This is a genomic window from Methylobacterium sp. ME121 (genome assembly GCF_000974725.1).
Lineage (GTDB): Bacteria > Pseudomonadota > Alphaproteobacteria > Rhizobiales > Beijerinckiaceae > Methylobacterium > Methylobacterium radiotolerans.
The window spans coordinates 261,530-280,905 of record NZ_BBUX01000001.1; the positions used below are offsets into that span (position 1 = coordinate 261,530).

General features: G+C 71.0%; 16 protein-coding genes. 11 read left to right on the plus strand and 5 right to left on the minus strand.

From position 1 onward, the window contains the following. Window positions 1-31 precede the first annotated feature (31 nt). From ME121_RS01200 to ME121_RS01235, 8 genes are all read left to right on the plus strand, one after another. Window positions 32-1,564 carry a TolC family protein gene (locus ME121_RS01200; RefSeq protein WP_059408097.1) on the plus strand — a complete coding sequence of 511 codons (1,533 nt, stop codon included), beginning with the start codon at window positions 32-34 and terminating at the stop codon, window positions 1,562-1,564. Window positions 1,565-1,605: 41 nt separating this feature from the next. Further along, window positions 1,606-3,024 carry a multicopper oxidase family protein gene (locus tag ME121_RS01205; RefSeq protein ID WP_059408099.1) on the plus strand — a complete coding sequence of 473 codons (1,419 nt, stop codon included), beginning with the start codon at window positions 1,606-1,608 and terminating at the stop codon, window positions 3,022-3,024. A 163-nt stretch (window positions 3,025-3,187) separates the two neighbouring features. Beyond that, entirely contained in the window at window positions 3,188-3,478 is a 291-nt protein-coding gene (locus ME121_RS01210; protein ID WP_059408100.1) for a copper-binding protein, read from the plus strand. 76 nt (window positions 3,479-3,554) lie between these two features. Further along, complete coding sequence (locus ME121_RS01215) at window positions 3,555-4,265, plus strand: copper-binding protein (RefSeq protein ID WP_059408102.1); 711 nt, start codon at window positions 3,555-3,557, stop codon at window positions 4,263-4,265. Then, window positions 4,265-4,987: a transglycosylase SLT domain-containing protein gene (locus tag ME121_RS01220; protein ID WP_059408104.1), complete on the plus strand. Its 723-nt coding sequence runs from the start codon at window positions 4,265-4,267 to the stop codon at window positions 4,985-4,987. Before ME121_RS01215 ends, ME121_RS01220 begins: the two co-directional genes overlap by 1 nt. Window positions 4,988-5,108: 121 nt before the next feature. Continuing rightward, on the plus strand, window positions 5,109-5,975 hold the full coding sequence (locus ME121_RS01225; protein ID WP_245337754.1) for a GNAT family N-acetyltransferase: 867 nt from the start codon (window positions 5,109-5,111) through the stop codon (window positions 5,973-5,975). Continuing rightward, a complete protein-coding gene (locus ME121_RS01230; RefSeq protein WP_059408106.1) occupies window positions 5,972-7,276 on the plus strand; it encodes an ABC transporter ATP-binding protein in 1,305 nt (434 codons plus the stop codon). Before ME121_RS01225 ends, ME121_RS01230 begins: the two co-directional genes overlap by 4 nt. A 326-nt stretch (window positions 7,277-7,602) precedes the next feature. Next, a complete protein-coding gene (locus tag ME121_RS01235; RefSeq protein WP_059408110.1) occupies window positions 7,603-8,058 on the plus strand; it encodes a MerR family DNA-binding transcriptional regulator in 456 nt (151 codons plus the stop codon). 470 nt (window positions 8,059-8,528) lie between these two features. Here the strand turns inward: ME121_RS01235 and ME121_RS01245 are convergent, their stop codons facing one another. Together ME121_RS01245 and ME121_RS01250 are read right to left on the minus strand one after the other, a co-directional pair. Beyond that, window positions 8,529-9,323 carry a copper resistance protein B gene (locus ME121_RS01245; protein ID WP_059408113.1) on the minus strand — a complete coding sequence of 265 codons (795 nt, stop codon included), beginning with the start codon at window positions 9,321-9,323 and terminating at the stop codon, window positions 8,529-8,531. Then, entirely contained in the window at window positions 9,323-11,125 is a 1,803-nt protein-coding gene (locus ME121_RS01250; protein WP_059408115.1) for a copper resistance system multicopper oxidase, read from the minus strand. Before ME121_RS01250 ends, ME121_RS01245 begins: the two co-directional genes overlap by 1 nt. A 424-nt stretch (window positions 11,126-11,549) precedes the next feature. Between ME121_RS01250 and ME121_RS01255 the strand changes: the two genes are divergently transcribed. Together ME121_RS01255 and ME121_RS01260 are read left to right on the plus strand one after the other, a co-directional pair. Continuing rightward, window positions 11,550-12,860, plus strand: coding sequence for a carbon-nitrogen hydrolase family protein (locus ME121_RS01255; protein WP_059408117.1), 1,311 nt, complete (start codon window positions 11,550-11,552; stop codon window positions 12,858-12,860). Between the two features lie 159 nt (window positions 12,861-13,019). After that, window positions 13,020-14,495, plus strand: a complete 1,476-nt coding sequence (locus tag ME121_RS01260; RefSeq protein ID WP_491892816.1) for a helix-turn-helix transcriptional regulator — start codon at window positions 13,020-13,022, stop codon at window positions 14,493-14,495. A 503-nt stretch (window positions 14,496-14,998) separates the two neighbouring features. Here ME121_RS01260 and ME121_RS01265 read toward each other — a convergent pair. The 3 genes from ME121_RS01265 to ME121_RS01280 form a co-directional block, all read right to left on the minus strand. Then, window positions 14,999-15,274, minus strand: coding sequence for a type II restriction enzyme NmeDI-related protein (locus ME121_RS01265; RefSeq protein WP_059408121.1), 276 nt, complete (start codon window positions 15,272-15,274; stop codon window positions 14,999-15,001). 449 nt (window positions 15,275-15,723) lie between these two features. Then, window positions 15,724-17,163 (minus strand): HAMP domain-containing sensor histidine kinase, encoded by a 1,440-nt coding sequence (locus ME121_RS01275; protein ID WP_059408125.1) that lies wholly within the window; start codon window positions 17,161-17,163, stop codon window positions 15,724-15,726. Further along, a complete protein-coding gene (locus ME121_RS01280) occupies window positions 17,156-17,833 on the minus strand; it encodes a response regulator transcription factor (RefSeq protein ID WP_059408127.1) in 678 nt (225 codons plus the stop codon). Before ME121_RS01280 ends, ME121_RS01275 begins: the two co-directional genes overlap by 8 nt. Before the next feature lie 166 nt (window positions 17,834-17,999). On the opposite strand from ME121_RS01280, the gene ME121_RS01285 reads away from it, so the two are divergent. Then, complete coding sequence (locus tag ME121_RS01285) at window positions 18,000-19,373, plus strand: efflux RND transporter periplasmic adaptor subunit (RefSeq protein WP_408902544.1); 1,374 nt, start codon at window positions 18,000-18,002, stop codon at window positions 19,371-19,373. Window positions 19,374-19,376: the final 3 nt, after the last annotated feature.

Here is a 19,376-nt window from a genome sequence, read left to right on the forward strand (position 1 = left end):
CGAAACGGGCGGCGGCGCCGGACTACCGGACATGAGTGGCACGACGACCGCGCCGGGACACGCCGGTACGACCGCGCGTCCGCCGGACGAGGCCGTCCGGGGGCGGTTCGTGCGCGTGGCCGCGAGCGTCACCGGCCTCGGCCTCGCCTTGGCAGGCTGCGCGAGCTTCTCGCCGGACGCGGGCCTCTCCGTGGCCGGCGGCTACGCGGCGCTCGCACTGCGCAAGGACATCGTGAAGGCGGACGACCAGGGCGTCGCGCCGAGCGCGGACGCGCGCGTGGACGCGTTGCTGCGCCGTCCCCTGACCGCCGATGGCGCGGTGCAGGTCGCGCTCCTGAGAAACCGGGGCTTGCAGGCCGCCTTCAACGACCTCGGCGTCTCCGAGGCGCAGTACGTGCAGGCCACGCTGCCGCCCTCGCCGCGCCTCTCGATCACGCAGTGGGGATTGGGTTTCAACACGGAGATCGAGCGCGCCGTCGCCGCCAGCGTGCTGGAGTTGGCGACGCTCCCGGTGCGCGCCGAGATCGCGCGGCAGCGGTTCACGGCCGACCAGTACAACGCGGCGGAGCAGGTCCTGCGGCTCGGGGGCGAGGCGCGCCGGCAATTCTACCGGACCGTCGCGGCCAACCAGGCGACCGCCTTCCTCGAACAGGCGCTGGCCGGCGCGGAATCCGCCTCGACGCTGGCCAAGCAGCTGGGCGAGACGGGCGCGCTGAACAAGCTGGAACAGGCGCGCGAGCACGCCTTCTACAGCGAGTTGGGCGCGCAGCTCGCCAAGGCGCGGGTGCAGCAACGCGCCGAACGGGAGCGGCTGACCCGACTGCTCGGTCTCTGGGGGCGGGACATCGATTTCCGCCTGCCCAACGGCCTGCCGCCCCTGCCCGGGAGGCTCGTCGACGGGCGCGCCATCGAGGCTGAGGCGATGAGCAAGCGGGCCGACGTGCAGGCCGCCCGCTTCGAGCTGCAATCGCTCGTGGGGCAGTTCGGGCTGAACCAGGCCAGCGGCTTCGTCAGCGTCTTCGACGCGGGCTTCGCGAACCGGTTCTCGCGGTCGAGGACCGCCGGGGGCGAGGGCGGTGCCCCGAAGGTCGACAAGGCCAGCCTGAACGGGTTCTCGGCGGATCTCGTCATCCCGATCTACGACTTCGGGGCCACCGCCGTGCGGGGCGCGCAGGAAAGCTACCTCGCCAGCGCCAACCGCCTCGCGGAGCGGGCAGTCAACGCCCGCTCCGAGGTGCGCGAGGCGTTCCAGCGCTATCGCGGCCAGTACGACATCACGCGGCATTACCAGACCAGCGTCCTGCCCCTGCGGCGGACGATCCAGGACCAAGCCCTGCTCCAGTACAGCGGCATGCTGCTGGACGTCACGACGCTGATCGTCGACGCCCGGGCCAGGATCCTGAGCAACATCCAGGCGATCGAGGCGCAGCGCGACTTCTGGATCGCGGCGACCGACCTCAAGGCGGCGACCGTCGGCGGCGGGTTCTCGGGGGGCAATTTCGGCGGCGAGGCCGCCGGAGGCACCCCGGGCACGAGCCTAGCCGTCGCGACGCCCGGCGGCTGAGGTCCGGGACCCCGGCCGCCCATGACATTCGGAGAGACACCATGACCGACATCTCGCGCAGAGGGATCCTGGGAGCGGGCGGCCTCGTGCTCGCCGGCACGTCGATGATCAGCGGACGCGTCCAGGCCGCGGGCCTGCCCGAGGCCCCGATCATGGACAAGGCGACCATGCAGCCGCCGCTCTATCCGACGAGCGGGCCGGACTACCAACCGGTGGTGACGCTCAACGGCTGGACGCTGCCCTGGCGCATGCGCGGCGACTGGAAGGAGTTCCACCTCATCGCCGAGCCGGTCGTGCGCGAGATGGCGCCCGGCATGGACGCGCGGCTCTGGGGCTACAACGGGCAATCGCCCGGTCCGACCATCGAGGCGGTCGAGGGCGACAAGGTCCGCATCTTCGTCACCAACCGGCTTCCGGAGGCGACCGCCGTGCACTGGCACGGGCAGACGCTGCCCAACGGCATGGACGGGGTCGCCGGCCTGACCCAACCCGGCATCCCGCCGGGCAAGACCTTCGTCTACGAGTTCATCCTCCGGCGCTCCGGCACCTTCATGTACCACCCGCACTCGGACGAGATGGTCCAGATGGCGATGGGCATGATGGGCTTCTTCGTCGTGCATCCGCGCGATCCGGCCGAGCGGCGGGTCGACCGCGACTTCGTCTGGCTGCTGAACGCCTACGACATCGAGGCCGGGTCGTACGTGCCCAAGGTCAACACGATGCTCAACATGAACATGTGGTGCTTCAACAGCCGGGTGTGGCCGGGCATCGACCCGATGGTCGCCCGGCAGGGCGACAAGGTCCGGATGCGCTTCGGCAACCTGACCATGACCAACCACCCGATCCACGTCCACGGGGTCGACTTCCATGTCACCGGCACGGACGGCGGCTGGATCAACGAGGGCTACCAGTTGCCGGAGGTGTCGGTCGACGTCGCCGTCGGGCAGATGCGCGCCATCGAGTTCAACGCCGACAACCCGGGCGACTGGGCGATCCACTGCCACAAGTCGCACCACACCATGAACGCCATGGGCCACAACGTGCGGACCTACATCGGCGTGAACCTGAAGAGCACGGCCAAGCAGATCCAGAAGATCGCCCCCGGGTACATGCCGATGGGGTCCACCGGCGGCGGCATGATGACCGAGATGGAGATGCCGCTGCCCGAGAACACGCTGCCGATGATGACCGGCACGGGCCCGTTCGGGTCCGTGGAAATGGGCGGGATGTTCACGGTCCTGAAGGTCCGCCCGGGGCTGGCGGCCGGCGACTACCGCGACCCCGGTTGGTACAAGCACCCGGAAGGCACTCTCGCCTACGAGTGGACCGGCGAGCCGATGCCGGAGCCGGCCCGGGCGCCGAACACCCCGAAGGACCGCCGCGCCCGCCAGACCGACCTGCAGGTCGTCGATCCGCGGACGCGCCGTACGGCCGCGAACTCGGGCGGTCACGAGCACTAGGCGGAAGCCTGCAACGCGCCAGACGGCCTGCCGGAGCGCCAGGGGCGCGGCAGGCGAACCCGTTCGGAACGGGAGCGATCCCGTCCGAAGTCCGCCGCGCCGGTCGCCGAGTCCCCTCAACGGCGCCGGCGTGGCGGTTCAATCGACCTGAGGAGAAGAAGCCATGAGAAGCAAGTTCCCGCTCGCCGTCCTTTCGGCGGCCTTCCTCGCGGTCGCGGCGCCTGCATGGGCGCAGTCCGTGAAGGGGACGGTGACGAAGGTCGACCCGGCGGCGGGCAAGGTGACGCTCGACCACGCGGCGATCCCGAAGCTCGACATGGACGCAATGACGATGGCGTACCCCGTCAAGGATCCCGCGATGCTCAAGGATCTCAAGGCCGGGGACAAGGTCGACTTCGACGTCGACGGGACCGGCGGCGCCTACACCGTCACGAAGATCCAGAAGGCGAGGTAGCGCCCTGGAGGGAAGCCCTGGCGCGGCTTCCGCCCGGTCCCGCGCGAGGGCTTCGGAGCCCTGAGATGGAGCAACCATGCGACGCCTGATCCTGACCACCGCGCTCGTGGCCGCGCTCGTCGGCCCGACCCCGCAGCATGCCGGCGCGCAGCCGGCCAAGGGCGCGCCCGCAGCGCTGGAGCGGGCGCGCGAAACGATGGCGAACCGTTTCCGGGGCACGAAGCTGACCGGCGACCCGGACCGAGACTTCGCCGAACTGCTCATCGCCAGCTACGAGGAGACGCTGTTCCTGGCCAAGACGCAGCTCGACTACGGCGGTGACCGGCAGCTGCGCGAGATCGCGCAGAAGATCCAGGACGAGCAGCAGGCGAAGATCGACGCCCTGAAGCAGTGGCAGGTCCGCAGCCGCGAGGCCGGCTACCGGCCGCAGCCGAACCAGACGCCGTCGGGCGAGGGACCGTTGGACCGTCAAGCGAAGGGCGACCCGCCCCAGGGTCAGCCGGAAACGCCCCCCGCGGAGAAGGCGGCCCCGCAGCCCGCTCCGCAGGCGGCGCCGTCGAACGCCCCGCTGGTCGCCGGAACCGTCAAGAAGGTCGACGACGCCGCGGGCAAGGTGACCCTCGACCACGAGACCATCCCGAACATCGGGATGGACGCGATGACGATGGCCTACAAGGTCCAGGACCCGGCCATGCTCAAGGGCCTGAGGCCCGGCGAGCGGGTGCGGTTCTCGGCCGACCGCGTGAACGGTTCGATCGCCGTCACCCGCATCCAGAAAGCCAAGTAGTGGCATTCGGCCGGAACCGCCCACGCCCGGCCGCGGTGCCTCGCGCCCTGGGCGTCCTCCTCGGCCTCGCCGCGGTTGCCGGCGCCGGGCCGGCCGCCGCGGAGGGGACGGAGGGCACCGCGGGACCATCCGCGACGGCCATGGCCCCCGGGAACGCCACGGCCCGCTGTCGCACCGCCTATGGCGAACTCCTGTTGCGGGAGGCGACGGCACGCGGGGTCCCGCCCGCACTCGCCGAGGCGGTCGCGTTCGTCGAGAGCGGCTACGACGCCGGGGCGGTCGGAACGGTCGGCGAACTCGGGCTGATGCAGGTCCGGCCGGCCACGGCGGCAATGCTCGGTCATCGCGGGCCGGCTGCGGAACTTCTCGACCCGGCCACGAACATCCGCTTCGGCGTCGCCTACCTCGCACGGGCCTGGAGCCTCGCGGGCGGCGACGTCTGCCGTGCCCTCGCCAAGTATCGCGCTGGCCACGGCGAGGAGCGCATGACGCCGCGCTCCGTCGATTACTGCCGGCGCGCCCGCGACCGGCTGGCCGCCATGGGGTCGCCGCTCGCGGCGGTCGCGGCGACGGCCGGTCCCGGCATCCCGCGGACATCCGCATCGAAACCCCGCGCGGCGCCGATGGCCGTCACGCTCCTCGCGAACCGGTTCTGGGCCGCGCACGTCGCGCGCGTCCGGGCCGTCGAGATCCGGACCGCCCGGATCATGGGGGGCGGCTGATGCGGCCCGAATGGGCGGCGCTCCCGCCGCTCCCCTGGGTGCTCCGGAGCGCACCGGTCATCCGTGCGCGTCGACGCATGGCCACCCCGGCGCGCCGCCCGCGAAACGAGGGAGGCTCGGCATGACGTTCAAGCCCTACCCGCACGCGCGCGGCGACGGCTCGCTCGGCGATGGATTGGCGATGCTGCGCGCCAGGGTGGCCCGGCGCGTCGCCCTGGGCCCCTACTCCAGGCGGGTCTCGATAGGTTTTTGGCGGGACCTGTCGGTCGCCATCGAACCGCCTGTCGCCAAAATCCCGGTGCGATTGCGCGACTTCCGGCCGGACGACCTCGCGGCCCTCTTCCCCTCCGGCGGCGACGAGGCGGCGAAGCGCGAACGCGATGACGTCGAGTGGCGATTGCGTGCCGCCGCGCACGGCGTCCTGCCGAGCCGCTGCTACGTGCTCGACGACGTCGGGTCGGGCCGCCCGTGCCACGTCCAATGGCTCACCGACCCGGGTTACGGCGACGCGGTCCGGCGGTCCGGCGCCCTGCCGGTTCTGGCGGCCGATGAGGCCATGCTGGAGAATGCCTTCACGCCGAAGGGCTTCCGCGGCCTGGGCGTCATGGCCGCCGCCGTGCACCTGATCGCCGAACGCGCCCGGTCACTGGGCAAGGGACGCTTGGTGGCCTTCGTCGACGCCGACAACGCCGCCTCCCTCAAGGCGGTCGAACGGGCGGGCTTCAGACCCTGTTCGATCCGCACGAGACGCCAGTTCGCCTTCGGGACGTTCCGAACTGTCCGATTCGAACCGAGGGCGGGGGCCGTGGGTCGCGGCGCGCGCGCAACGCCGGGGGACGAGGGCTACGGCGCTCACCCGGGGGACGGCATCCCCTCGGAGGTGGACGCACGAGGGGCGGGGCCGCCGGATGCCGCTGAGCCCATCAAGAACGCCGGGCCGCGAAGCGCGCCCTCCCCTCCCGGAAATTCGGACCGATCCGCCCCGTGACGGCAATCGAAGCCATCCACGCCCTCGCCCACAGGCTCACGGGCCTCGACTACCCACACGGCCACTGGTGGATCGTCGCCGATGCCGTCCTCGTCTTCGTCGTGGCGCCCGTGTGGACCGCGTGGCTCGTCGGCCGCGCCGCGCTGCGCCGCCGTCGGCGGACGGCGGATGCTGTCGCCGCGGCGGGAGCCACCGATGCCATGCGGGACGCCCCGTCCCGTGGCCGTCGGCATCGCGGCTTCGCGCTCCGGCCGGGACGGCGCCTGGAGGCATACGTCCTGGGTGCCACGGCGGGCATCCAGGTCCGCCTGGTCTTCCTGTCTCTCGCCACGCTGCCGGCCGCCTGGCTGACCCTTGAGATACCCAAGCACATCGTCAACCACACGCTCGACGACGCGCGGGGCGACGGGCATCCCGGCATGACGTTCCTGGGACTCCCCCTCGGCCGCACGGAACTCCTGTTCGCCCTGTGCGCCGGCTACCTCACCGTCCTCACCGTGAACGGCCTCCTGAAGTACGCGGCGAACCGGGTCCGCGGACGCGTCAACGAGCGCGTCGTGCGACGCCTGCGCCTGGCCGTCCTGCGGCGCGTGCGGACGGAGCGCTCGGTCGAACGCCGCACGACGCTCTCCGCCGTGGCGGTCCAGGAGGTCGAGCCCATCGGCTACTTCGGCGGCAGCCTCGTCGCGGTCCCCATCGTGCAGGGGGGCGTGCTGGTCACGAGCGTCGCCTTCCTCCTGCTCCAGGACGTCGCCCTTGCCTTCGCCGCGCTGATCATGCTGCCGGTTCAGCTCACGGTCCTGCCGCGCCTCCAAAGGCGCCTGAACGCGAAGGTCCGGCAGCGCGTCCTCGCCACGCGGATGCTGGGCGCCCTCGTCACCACGCCCGAGGTCGCCGGGCGCTCGGGCCTCGCCCCTTCCGCGGCGGAGCGCGATCCACCCGCCTCGTCGTTGCGGCGCCACATGGCGCACGTCGAGGAGCTTGAGCGGCTCCGCGTCGCCATCAACGACATGAAGGGCGGCATCAAGAGCCTGTACAACTACACGTCCAACCTCACGCCGTTCTTCTTCTTCCTGATCGGCGGCTATCTCGTCGTGCAAGGCCGCCTCACCCTCGGCGCCCTGGTGGCGGCGCTCGCGGCCTACAAGGAAATCGCGCCGGCCCTCAGGGAGCTGTTCGATTTCGCCCAGGATTGGTCGGACGCGACCGCGCGCTTCGCCGAGGTCACGCGGGCCGTCGACATTCCGGCCGCCGTTCAGCCAGGTATCGCGAGGCCGGCGTCGGCACGGGAGGCGGCCTAGCCGATGCGCGCTCACGCCATGCGTTTCCCCGAACGCGGACGCTCCTCTTCCGCCGCCCGGGGGCCCGCGCCGGACGAGGCTCGGCTGCGGCCGTCTTGGGTCGCGAAGCCGCTCGCGGGAGACGAGGTGCCGCCTTCGGTGCTTCCAGCCGCGACGACCCTGCGGGGCCTGCGCCCGCCCGGCCCCATTCGACCGCCCACGATGCGACCGTACCGCGGAATTCCCCGGCATCCGCCGACGCGGGACGGTCGCGAGGTCGGATCGGTCGCGGCGTTCAAGCTCGGCCGCGAGCGCCGTTGGGACCCGGTGCGACGGGAGGTGGGGCGATGAGGATCGGGGAGGCGGCACGCGCCTGCGGGATCTCGCCCAAGATGATCCGCTACTACGAGCGCACCGGTCTGATCCCATCGCCGACCCGGTCGGTCTCGGGCCATCGCGTCTACGCCGAGGACGAGGTGCGGACGCTGCGGTTCGTGCACCGCGCCCGCCTCCTCGGCTTCTCGGTCGCCGACACCGCCACCCTTCTGCGCCTGTGGCGCGATGAGGCGCGTGCCAGCGCCGGGGTGAAGGACCTGGCCCTTCGGCGCGCGACCGACCTGGAAAGACGCGCCGCCGCGCTGGCGGACGCCGCGGCCTCGTTGCGGGGGCTCGCCGGGATATGCCCCGGCGATGACCGTCCGGAATGCCCGCTGCTCGACGCCCTCGCCCGCGAGCCCGCCCGGGCGGGCGGAGGACCCACCTCAGCCCGGCCCGCGCGGATCGAGGCCGGTCCGACCGAATGACGGGCGCGTTACGGGTCGGAGACGATCCGGGGCACGGGTGCGCTCACCCCGCGCGCATGATCGACGTCCGCGGGACGCGGGTCAGCGCCGTTGCGCCGTGTTGCCCGGTTGGGTTCGGAGGGAACGCCGGAGCTGACCGCATCGCGCGGCCAGCAAGGCCGGGGTCTCGCCCGGCGCAAGGACGGCCTCGCCGCGGTCGGCGGCGGCGCAGCGGCCCAACATCTCGGTGAGCGTCCTCCCGTCCACCGCCCTGATCCCGTAGCCCTTCATACCCGGCTCCGTGACGGCCTGCGCTTGAGCGGATCCGAGGCCGGCCAGGAGCGCGAGCGCGGCGAGGCGTGGTCGAGAGGTGTAAGGCACGGCCGATCTCCACGGTTCGGCGAAGGAAGGCACCGCCACGGACATGTCAGGAGGCGGGCCCTCTACCTCCGCGTGGCAATGGATAGGGGATCGGCCGGCCCGGGTCCCTCTCAGTACCAGAGTCGCAGGCCGGCCAGCGCCCGCAAGTCGCCGGTGCCCTCGCCGGACCGGCGCCGGTAATTCGCCGTGCCGCCCAGGAACTGCTGGTAGGAAAGGCCGACGTAGGGTGCGATCTCGCGGGTGAACTCGTAGCGCAGGCGCAGGCCCGTATCGATGTCCGATACCCCCGAACCGAGCTCCCGGCCGCGGTCGGCCTTCGAGTAGGCGTTCATCTCGATCTGCGGCTGCAGGATCAGGCGCTGCGTCAGGTAGAGGTCATAGGAGGCGTTTCCCCGGAACGCGAAGCGGCCGTTGTCGCTGGCGTAGCCGGTCAGTTCGAGGTTCCAGAACCCGATGGCCAGCCCCTGGACGCCGAAGGCCGCCCAGGTGCGGTTGCGCAGGCTGTCGATGTCCGAGCGCACGCCGACCTGCATGTCGAAATAGGTCGAGATCGGCCGGGTGTAGAGGGCCTCATGGTCGCCGTCCGAGAAACGTCCACGATTGCCGGCGTTGTAGCGACCCTCCGATTTCAGCCACAGCTTGTTGTAGTCGTCCCCGATCCATGCCTGTCCGTCGTAACGGAAGTAGCTCCCGTCCCCGAAGCGACCCTCGAACTGGTTGAGGAAGGCATGGGCGTACACCCGGTCGTCGAGGATCGGGTTGCCGTAGGGCGCGGCGCCCTGCAGCGTATCCGGCCCGAGGCGCGTGCCGCCGTTGAGCAGCCCGGTCACGCTCTGCGCCAGGACGCCGGAGGGCGCGAGGACGATGAGCGGGACGACGAGCGCGAGAGTGGCGGGCGCGCGCATCACGCCCCCCTCGGCAGCACGCGCAGGGTACGGAACATGCCGGCCTCGAAATGATACAGGATGTGGCAGTGCAGCGGCCACTGCCCGGTCGCCACGGGGGTGACCAGCATCGACAGCTTCTCCGCCGGAGCGACGCTGACCGTGTGCAGGTAGGGCCGGTGCCGCCCGTGCCCGTTCTCCAGCTCCATCCACATGCCATGCAGGTGGATCGGGTGGCTCATCATCGTCTCGTTGATCATCACGAGCCGGAATCGTTCCCCTACGGTCACGTCGATCGGTCCGACCTCGGTGAACTTCTTGCCGTCGAAACCCCAGATCATGCGCTGCATGTTGCCGCTGAGCCTGAGCACGATCTCGCGGGTCGGCTGGCGGTCGTCGACGCCGGGGTTGATCGAGCGCAGGTCCGAGTAGGTGAGCACGCGGCGCTTCAGCTGGTTCAGGCCGTCACCGGGGATGCGGGTGCGGTCGCTCAGCATCTTCGGCTTCATCTGGACCTCGACGCCGGTCTCGTCGAGCTCGACGCCGGGCGGCGGCTTCGCCATGGGCTGGTGGCCCGCGAGGCGACGCTCGTCCGGCACGATCTCGCGGGCATGCTCGCCGAGGATGCCCCCGATGCGCGAGCCGTCGGGATGGGACGCGCCGATCTGGTCGCGGCCCATCATGCCCTGCATGCCCATGTCGGTCATGGTCCGCAGCGGCCGCGGGTCGAAGGGCGGGATCTCCGCCTCCATCCCCGGCCGGGGCGCGAGCGTTCCGCGGGCGTATCCGGAGCGGCCGAGGTCCTGCGCGAAGATGGTGTAGGCCCGCGCCTCGCGCGGGCGCACGATCACGTCGTAGGTCTCGGCCACGCCGATGCGGAACTGGTCGACCGGCACCGGGACGACGTCGTTGCCGTGGACGTTGACCACGCTCATCGTCAGGCCGGGGATGCGCACGTCGTAGTAGGTCGCCGCCGAGGCGTTGATGATGCGCAGCCGGACCCGCTCGCCGGGCCGGAACAGGGCCGTCCAGTTCGCCCCGGGCGGCTGCCCGTTCATCAGGTAGGTGTAGGTCTCGCCGGACGGTGCCTCCAGGCCGGACGGGTCCATGCGCGACTCGGACTCGTGCCAGCGCTCCTTGATCGTGTCGGCGAGCCCGCTGCGCTCGGCGTCGGCAAAGAACGTCCTGACAGTGCGCTTGCCGAAATTGTAGTAGTCGGCCTGGTACTTCAGCTTGTTCTGGATGCGCTCGGGGTCCTCGTCGGTCCAATCGCTGAGGAGCACGACGTAGTCGCGGTCCGCCTGGACCAGGTCGCGGCCGCGCGGCTCGATGATCAGCGCGCCGTAGACGCCCTTCTGCTCCTGGTAGCCCATGTGGCTGTGGTACCAGTAGGTGCCGCTCTGCAGCACCGGGAAGCGGTAGGTGAAGGACTCGCCCGGCTGGATGCCCGGAAACTCCAGGCCGGGCACGCCGTCCATGTCGTTGGGCAGGATGATGCCGTGCCAGTGCATGCCCGTCATCTCGGGCAATTCGTTGCGGACGTTGATGGTGACGACGTCACCCTCGCGCCAGCGCAGCACCGGTCCCGGCACGCCGCCGTTGATGGTATTCGCCCAGGTCGGGGCGCCGGTCTTGTTGACCGTGCCGCGGGCCAGTGTGAGGTCGTAGCTCGCGGCGCGAGGCACGGTGGCCTCGCCGGGGCTCGCCAGGGCGAACGCGGAGCGGCTGCGCGCCGCGAGACCCGCGGCGGCACAGGCGCCGAGGCCGGAGATGAACCGGCGGCGCGTCTGCGCCGGACCGTCCCACAGGAGCGGTGCCACCATGCGATTCTTCCTGGGCCGCGGCGGAGAGCCGGGCTAGAGGCCAAGATCTCGCGAAGTTGCGGCCTTCCCACGTGGGAGGATCAAGCTCGGCGCCCCTCCGGCGACGCGCTTCCCGATCCGGTGTGGCGCACCGGCAACAAGGCGGCCGCCATCGCGGCGCCTTACGGCGACCCGGAACGATTCGCTTCATTCCTTGCTCCAGAGGCGGTCCGATGCGGACCGCAGGTCGGCCCCGACCGACCGCCGGGCCGCCGGCGGCCCGGACAGCCGGTCGCGAGGCGCCTTGACGGCGGAAGCGGTCACGTCGATGACGTGCGCCCCGATGTCCTGGCCCCCGGACGTCGATTTTCCGCCCGGTGCGTGTCTCCCAGCCGTCCCCTCGCGCACGGCTGTCCGTGCTGGTGCCCCGGCAGCAAGGTCCCTCATGCAGAGCCTGACCCGGTCGGCGTGGCTCGCCAAGATCGCCGACGTCACCGCGAACTTGTCGATTGACCCTGACGACGTGGAGACCTGGCGGCTCGCCCTCGTGCGCGTCTGGACCCTGCTGCCGCTCGCGCCGGTGACGGCGCAGGGCACCTACGGGACGCTCCCGGAAGCCGATCTCGTGGCTGCCGGTGACGCGGCCTACGCCCTCGCGGGTCTCGCGCCCGAGGCGTTGAACCTGCCGGGAAGGGACAGCGACGCGGTCCGCCTGACGAAGTTGGGGGGCTGGCTGCGGGCCGCCGAGCGCAAGATCGCCGACATGGACACCGGCCGGCCCGTCCGGGACCCGAACGACGATTGGTACCACGCGGTCGATGGGCAGGGCTTCTTTCTCGTTCCGTTGCCGCGCAGCGCCTGGCGCTCCCCCTACCTGCCGGGAGCCCTGCCGCGGCCGTACACGCGTCGCGCCCTGCTGCTGTCCCGCATCGTTCCGGCGGTGATCCGAGGCCTCCCGGTCCGCTTCACCGTCCACCCGCGGACCGGCCTCGACGGCTCGGCCCTGACCTTCGGGGCGTCGCTGTTCCCCGGCTTCGATGTGCTGCCCGAGGACGAGGACGACGAGCGATACTTCCTGGCGCGGGCGGCGGTCGGGCCGACGCCGGAGGCCGTCAGGTCCGACGTCGCCGAGGCCGCGCGCCGTTCCTGCTTCGCGCACGTGTTCCCGGAGCTGACGCTGATGCCGGACCTGCGCGAACTCGTGCCCGGGACGCTCGCGCGCGCGGAATGGAACGGCGTTGGCGAGACCCGGCTCGGTCCCGACCTCGTCGTCGCCGGCTCATGGCACGTGCGCGACGGCGAGAGCGCCTGGAACGAGGCCGTGGTCTACGACGGCGCCGGCCGGGAACTCCTGCGCTTCCGCAAGCTCTTCCCGTACAGGGACAAGGATGGCCGCTTCGAACAGATCGAACTGGGGGAGGCGCTGGAAGTGCTCGTGACGCGGCGCGGCCTGTTCGGCTTCGGCGTCTGCCTCGACTTCTGCCAGAGGGTGACACCCGTCCTGACCGAACTCGACGTCGATTGGATGATCATCCCGTCCTGCGGCGACTGGCGGACCATGAGGGATCACCTCGGCGCCGCGCACCAGCTTCAGGTCAGCTTCGACACGCGAAGCTTCGTCGTCCAGCAGGTCTACCCGGAGCGGGAGGACGGCGGCGTCGGCTACGTCCTCGCCGCGCCGGAGCGGGTGGGCGACCTCCGCGAGGCCGACCTACTCGTTTCACAATCTTTCACCGTTTATGCGGTCCTGCCGTAAACGCCGCGTTGACTTGCGGCCTCCACACTCCAATGTGAACCTTTGTGAAACGTCGCTCCGGAGATGGCCATGCGCGGTGACCCGAGACAGCGTCGCCTCGACGAGATCGCCCTCGGCGAGGTCGGCCCGGTCGATGCCTTCACCCTGCTGAGGGACCTGTTGTCCGAGGACGCGCCGAAGTTCGCCAGGGGCGTCTATCTGGCCCTCCAGGAGGTTGTCTGGCGTCTCGTCGCGAACCGGGTGGCCGGTCCCGAGACGGCGCAGTGGCTCGACACCTGTGGTCGGGCGAGCGTCCTGATGCGCCAAGGCGGGGCGGAGGCCACCGCGCACCAGGTCGCGGCGCTCGCCGACATCGTCGAGCGCAACGCCCGCTTCTTCGAGGCCCAGCCGGTCGGCGAGGTCCTGGGTAAGCGGCACGTCCTGGACGTTCTCCGGCTGCTGGCCGGGAGCGCGGGCCGGATGAGCCGCGCGGCCGTCCTCGAAGCGACGGGCCTCGGCCAGTCCAACCTCTCGCGCATGCTCACGATGCTGGAGGGGCACGGACTGGTCCGGCGCGATAGGTCGGGGCGCGAAGCCGAGCTGGCCCTCACGGCGTCGGGCAGGGCCGCCGTTGCGCGGCCGGGGACCGAGGCTGCCCCGGTGCGACCCGAGACCGTCTGGCAGGCGCGCGGGATCGGCATCTGCGTCTCCACGGGCGATGGCACGGTCCTGTCGGCAAATCGCGAGTTCGAGCGGGTGGTCGGCACTTCGGCCGAGGTGGCGCTCGCCGCCGTCTCGGCCGGGACGGGCGTCGAGGATGTCGGAACGGCGGAGAACCGCTGGGCCCGCCGGATCGAGGCCGGGGAGGCCGAGGGCGGGATGACGTCCGTCTGGGTCGACGTCAGCGACCTTCGCCTCGCCTTGGCCGAGGCGGAGATGCGGGCGTCGGCCGCCGAGGCGAAGGTCGCCGGCTTGAGGGAGGCTCTCGCCAAGGCACAGGCGAACGCGGCGGCGGCGGAGCGACGCCTTCACCGCCAGCACCTCTCGGTCGAGATGGTTCGGGAACGTGCGGTCGGACGTCTCGGAAGCATGGCCAGCCTCGTCCATGAGCGTTTCCCCAAGACGATCTCCGCCGCACGGCAGGGCGAGGAGATACCTTACCTGCAGATCGTGGCCATCAAGGAGGCATTGAGCAACCTGCTGGATGTCCAGGCACATTCGCCGCGCCCGTATGAGGCTGCACGCAAGAGCGGCCTTACGCTTATCAGGGAGGTCGTCAACTCGGCCTATGCGCTGACGAATTCGAAGGTGGTGGTGGATTATCCGGACTGGCTGCGAACCCAGAAGGCCGACTACATGGCCCTGGTCGAGCCGCTCAGCCATTTCCTCCTGACGACATGCGGCGACGTGAAGATGAGCATCGACCGGGACGACCGGAACGTGTTCGTTCACGGCGTCGGACATCCATTCCAGGAATGCCGAGGGCCCCGGGCCTTCGTGTCCATGGACGCCAAGGCGATGGATGCCTTCGCGGAGACCTGGGCCGGACCGGGGGTCGACGTCCGGATCACCGGCAGCCCGTCGCGCGACCACGGCATCGGATTTCGCATGAGTGTCCCTCGCGGCGTGGACCGTAGCCGCGAAACGACGGCGTAGGACCCCAGACCCATGCTCGTGGTCCCGCGGGTACCCGACAGCGACGTTCCTGTGCTTGGCATACGCGCCGCCGGCGCCCAGGGCCCGGGCGACGTCGGCGGAGTTCGACGTCGTCGGCTGGCTGACGGCCCCGGCGGAGGATGGGTTTGGATCCCTTGGGACCGGATTCGGGCCGGCCCTGCCGCGGCGGACGCTTCCCGCTATCGCGGCTCCTGATCGACCGGCAGCTCCCCGCGGGGGCGTCAGGCCCGACGAGGAGCCTGGGACGCTTCCTGCCTCCGATACGTGCCGAAGCGCGACCGCATCGGCAGGAACACACCGACGGTCGCGAGAGCCGCTTCGTCGCCGCCCCGGTCATTCGCCTCGCGCCCCATGGGCCATCGACCGCGCAACGGGGACGTGCCCGGTCCGAAAAGCGTTCCTACGGCCTTCCCCGTCGCGGCGTTATCGACTTGGCGAGGGCGAGCACGCCCTTCAGGCCACTGCCCAAGCGGGTGCTGGTGTCACGGCGGCACCGTAGCTCGCCCCGTAGAAGCGATAGGGAAAGCCAGCTCGGCGGCCCGGGAGAACGCGGGCCGCGCGGACCGCGCACGGACATCGTCCTCTCGGTCGTCGGGGGCGACCAGTGAGGAGTTGCGGGCGACGGCCTCCTCGACGCCGAGCGCAAGGTCGAGCATGCGCACGATGCCGGAGTAGATGCCGGTCGCATGCTCGACGTCGACGGCCGCCGCCACGTCGCGGCTCGCCTTGTCGAGGCGGATCACGGCGGTCAGCCGCACCGTCTCGGTCGAGCCTTTGGCGACCGCAGGCGATCCGGCAGGCAGCCGTGCGACAGCTTGCCCGACGCATCGGAGCGGTCGCCGTCGTTCGAGGCGATCCAGACGTCGTAGCCGAGCGCGAGCCCAGGTGGCGCGGCTTCCGCGCGGAGGCGGTCGAGATCCTCGCGCCGGCGGGCCAACGCTCCGTCCGCACCGCGGTCCGGCAGCGAACGCCGCGCCGATCCGAGGTCGAACGGGAATGCGGTTAGGGCCAGAACCCGCTCGACGGCAGCGCCCTACGGGTGCCGTTCAGACCCACGATGCCGCGCCGCATGGCCAGGTACCCCTCCTGCCGCGATCCAGGAATTTCCGTCTCGCCGTCGCGATCCTGGCCGCGCTCGGAGCCGCTGGCATCGCCATGCGACAGGACGCCGTCGCAGGTGCAGGTTCTGTCCCTCGCGGAGACAGGGTTACCTCGCGTGTTCGCCGATGACCCGAACAGCGGTTTTGCCGACCGCCCCCGCATCGCGCGGCCCTTCCTGTCCCCTCGCCTCTCCCAGAGGACATAGGACCGCGAAGCGGGCGCCGCCATCGGGCGAATCCCGCACTTCCACCGTGAACCCGTGCAGCTTTGCGATCGCGGCGACGAGGCCGAGCCCGAGTCCGTTGCCCGGCGTCTGGCGAGCGCGTTCCGCCCGATAGAAACGCTGGAACACGTGGTCGCGCTCGGCCGGGGAGATGCCGGGTCCGGTGTCCTCGACGAGGATGACGACGCCCTTCACCTCTCGCGCCAAGCCGATCCTAACGCGGCCGCCGGGCGGTGCGAACTTCACGGCGTTGTCGACAAGGTTCGACACGGCCTCGAAGAGAAGGTCGCGGTCACCGTCGACTGGCGGGATTCCCGCTTCCACGGCGACATCGAGGGAAACGGCCTTGTCCTCGGCGACCGGCGCGAAGAACTCCGCCGTCTCGCGGACGACCGCGGCGAGGTCGACCGGCGCGAAGCCCGCGTAGCGCCGACCGTGCTCGATCTCGCCGATGCGCAGTACGGCCGTCACCATCGCGAGCGTCTGGTCGATCCAGGCAAGCCCCTGGTCCACCGCCTCGCGGAACTCCGCGACGCTGCTGGCCTGTTCACGGGTTCGCTCCAGCCGCGCCCGCAGCCGGGTCAGCGGCGTCCGCAGGTCGTGCGCGACCGCGTCGCCGACGCTGCTGACCTCACCCAGCAGGCGCTCGATCTCGTCGAGCATCCGGTTGACGTTGCCCGCCAGCCGGTCGAACTCGTCGTTGCCGCCGCCGACCGGCAGACGCTTACGCAGATCCCCACGCATCACCTGGGCCACCGCGGCCTCCGTCGCCGCCAGGCGCCGTCGCGCCCGGCCCGCGAGCAGCAATCCCCCGAGCCCCGAGAGCGCGAGCGTCGGCATCAGGCCGAGGCCGAGCGCGCGTAGGGTGGTGGCCTGCACCCGGTCGATCTCGTCGGTGTCGTGTGCGATGACCACCGTCCTTCCGTCAGGAAGCGAGAGCGCGGCCGCCCAGATCTCGTCGCGCAGCGCGCGGCCCGCGATGTCGAGGTCGGCGCTGACGCGGTGGGCGTCTCCGTCGCGCGCCAAGCCATCCGGTACGGCGTCGAGATTGCCGGAGCGACGTTTGCCGTCGGGTCCGAAAAGGCCGCCGAAATGCGTGGCGTGCAGGTCCATGGCAATCCAGGTCTCCGCGCGCATCGCGGTCGCGGCCGGATCCGCCGCTGCCGCCCGGACCTCCAGCCGGAGCGTCTCGGCCAGTTCCTCCCGCAGATAGGCGGCCGTCTGCCAGTAGACGAAGGAGAACGTCGCCAACACGAGCAGGACGGACCAGATCGCGATGCCCAGCGCCCAACGGAAGGTTGTGGAGCGCAGCAGGTCAGTCATCGGGCGCGAGCGTGAAGCCGATGCCGCGCACGTTGTGGATGAGGGGCGGCTCGCCGACCGCCTCCAGCTTGCGGCGCAGGCGCCCGACATGGACGTCGATGAGGTTCGACTTCGGCGTGAACCGGTAGTTCCAGACCTCCTCGAACAACAGCGTCCGGGTCACGACCTGACCCGGACGGCGCATCAGGTATGCGAGGAGCTTGAGCTCGCGCGGCAGAAGGTCGAGGTCGCGGGCCCCGCGCCGGCCCGTGCCGCCGATCAGGTCGATCTCCAGGCTGCCGACCCGCAGGATCGTCTCGCGGACGTCGACGGGACGGCGCAGGAGCGCCTCGATGCGCGCCGCGAGCTCCGCGAGAACGAAGGGTTTGGCAAGGTAGTCGTCGCCACCCGCCCGCAGGCCGCGGATGCGCTCGTCGACGTCGCCGAGCGTGCTGAGGACCAGGGCCGGCGTCCGGTTCCCTGCGCGCCTCAGGTCCTGCAGCACGCTGAGCCCGTCGAGCCCCGGCAGCATGCGGTCGAGGATGATCGCGTTCCAGGCCTCGTCGCGCGCGTAGGCCGCGCCCTCCGGTCCGGTCGAAGCCCAGCCGACGACGTGGCCGCGCCCGCCTAGGTCGCCAAGCACCTCGCGTGCCGTCTCGGCATCGTCCTCGATCAGCAGAAGTCTCGCCACGTCCTTCAGCCTGCCTGAAACGCCCTTTCGGCCAACATACGATCCATTGTCGCAACGTGCCGCCGCCGTCTCGGCGAAACTTGAGACTGAACGCGAATTTAGTGGCGACGGGCAGCATTCAACGTAGGTGTTGGAAAGGCTCTAATCTAGCGGGACGAATGCGGGCGTGCTCTTGACCGTCGAGACAGTTTCGCGCCTCGCCGACGAAGGTGACCCCGTCTCCGAGCCGTTCGACGCGGGGGCCCGGGTCGAGCCGGACCCACCGACGCGGGATCCGATGGGAAAGCCGCCGGCCCGTGGCTGGGTTCTGCTGGTCGCGGCGGTGGCGCTCGCCTCCGTGGGCTGGTGGCAACGCGGGGTCACGGAAGCCTATCTCAGACCTGCGCTCACCTGGCTCGGCGTCGAAGCCCCTTTCTCCGGTCAGGCCAAGCGGGCGGAGCGGGCCGACGCGCCTCCACAGGCGGATCCAGACCTCGTGGTGCTCGACGCGGCCGGGCAGAAGCGCCTGGGCCTGGCGTTCGGGCAAGCGCAGGCCCGCAGGATCGTCCTGCCGGTCCGGTCACCTGGCACGGTCACCTTCGACGAGCGGCGTGTCACTCGCCTCAAGCCGCGCACGCAAGGGCGCGTCCTCAGTCTGGCGGTCCAGCCGGGCGATCCCGTGCGCGCCGGGCAGACGCTCGCGACCCTAGACGCGGCCGGCGTGCTCGACGCCCGCAACGGCCTCGCCGAAGCGAAGGCGAGCCTCGTCGAGGCGCAAGCGACGGAGAAGGTCGCCGAGACGAACCTGAAGCGCGGCCAGGACCTCCTCAAGGTCTCGGGTGTCGCCCAGGCCGACGTCGACCGGCGCCAGGTCGACCTTGCCAAGGCGCACGCGTCCACGCTCTCCGCCCAGGCCAAGGTCGAACTCTTCACGGCGCAGTACGAGCGCCTCGCGCCCGAGCCCGGCGCGCCTGTCGGCACCAGCGCCATCGTCTCGCCCATCGACGGCGTCGTGACGAGCGCGAACATCACGCTTGGCGAGGTCGTCGATAGCAACCGCGACGCGTTCACGGTGGCCGATCCCTCTCGCATCCTCGTCCTCGCCAACCTCTACGGGCGCGACATCGGCAGGGTGAAAGCGGGTGACCCGGCCGAGGTCCGGGCGCCGGTGCCGGACCACCCCGCATTCGAGGGCCGCGTGCGCTCGGTGAATGCCGCGCTCGATCCCGCCAGCAACACCGCCCCGGCGCGCATCGAGATCGCCAACCCGGGCGGATTGCTCCGCGCCAACATGTTCGTCTGGGTCGAGATCGCCGCCGACCTCGGACGGGAGGGCGTGACCGTCCCGGCCACCGCCGTGCAGCAGACCGAGGGCGGCCCCGTCGCTTTCGTGCGCATGGCGGAGAACCGCTTCGAGAAGCGCGTGCTGAAGCTCGGGGTGCAGCGGTCCGACTGGGTCGAGGTCACGGAAGGCGTGGCGGCCGGCGAGACGGTGGTGACCGACGGCAGCTTCGGCCTCAAGGCCATCCTGCTGCGCGCCCTGCTCGGCTCGACGGATTGACCC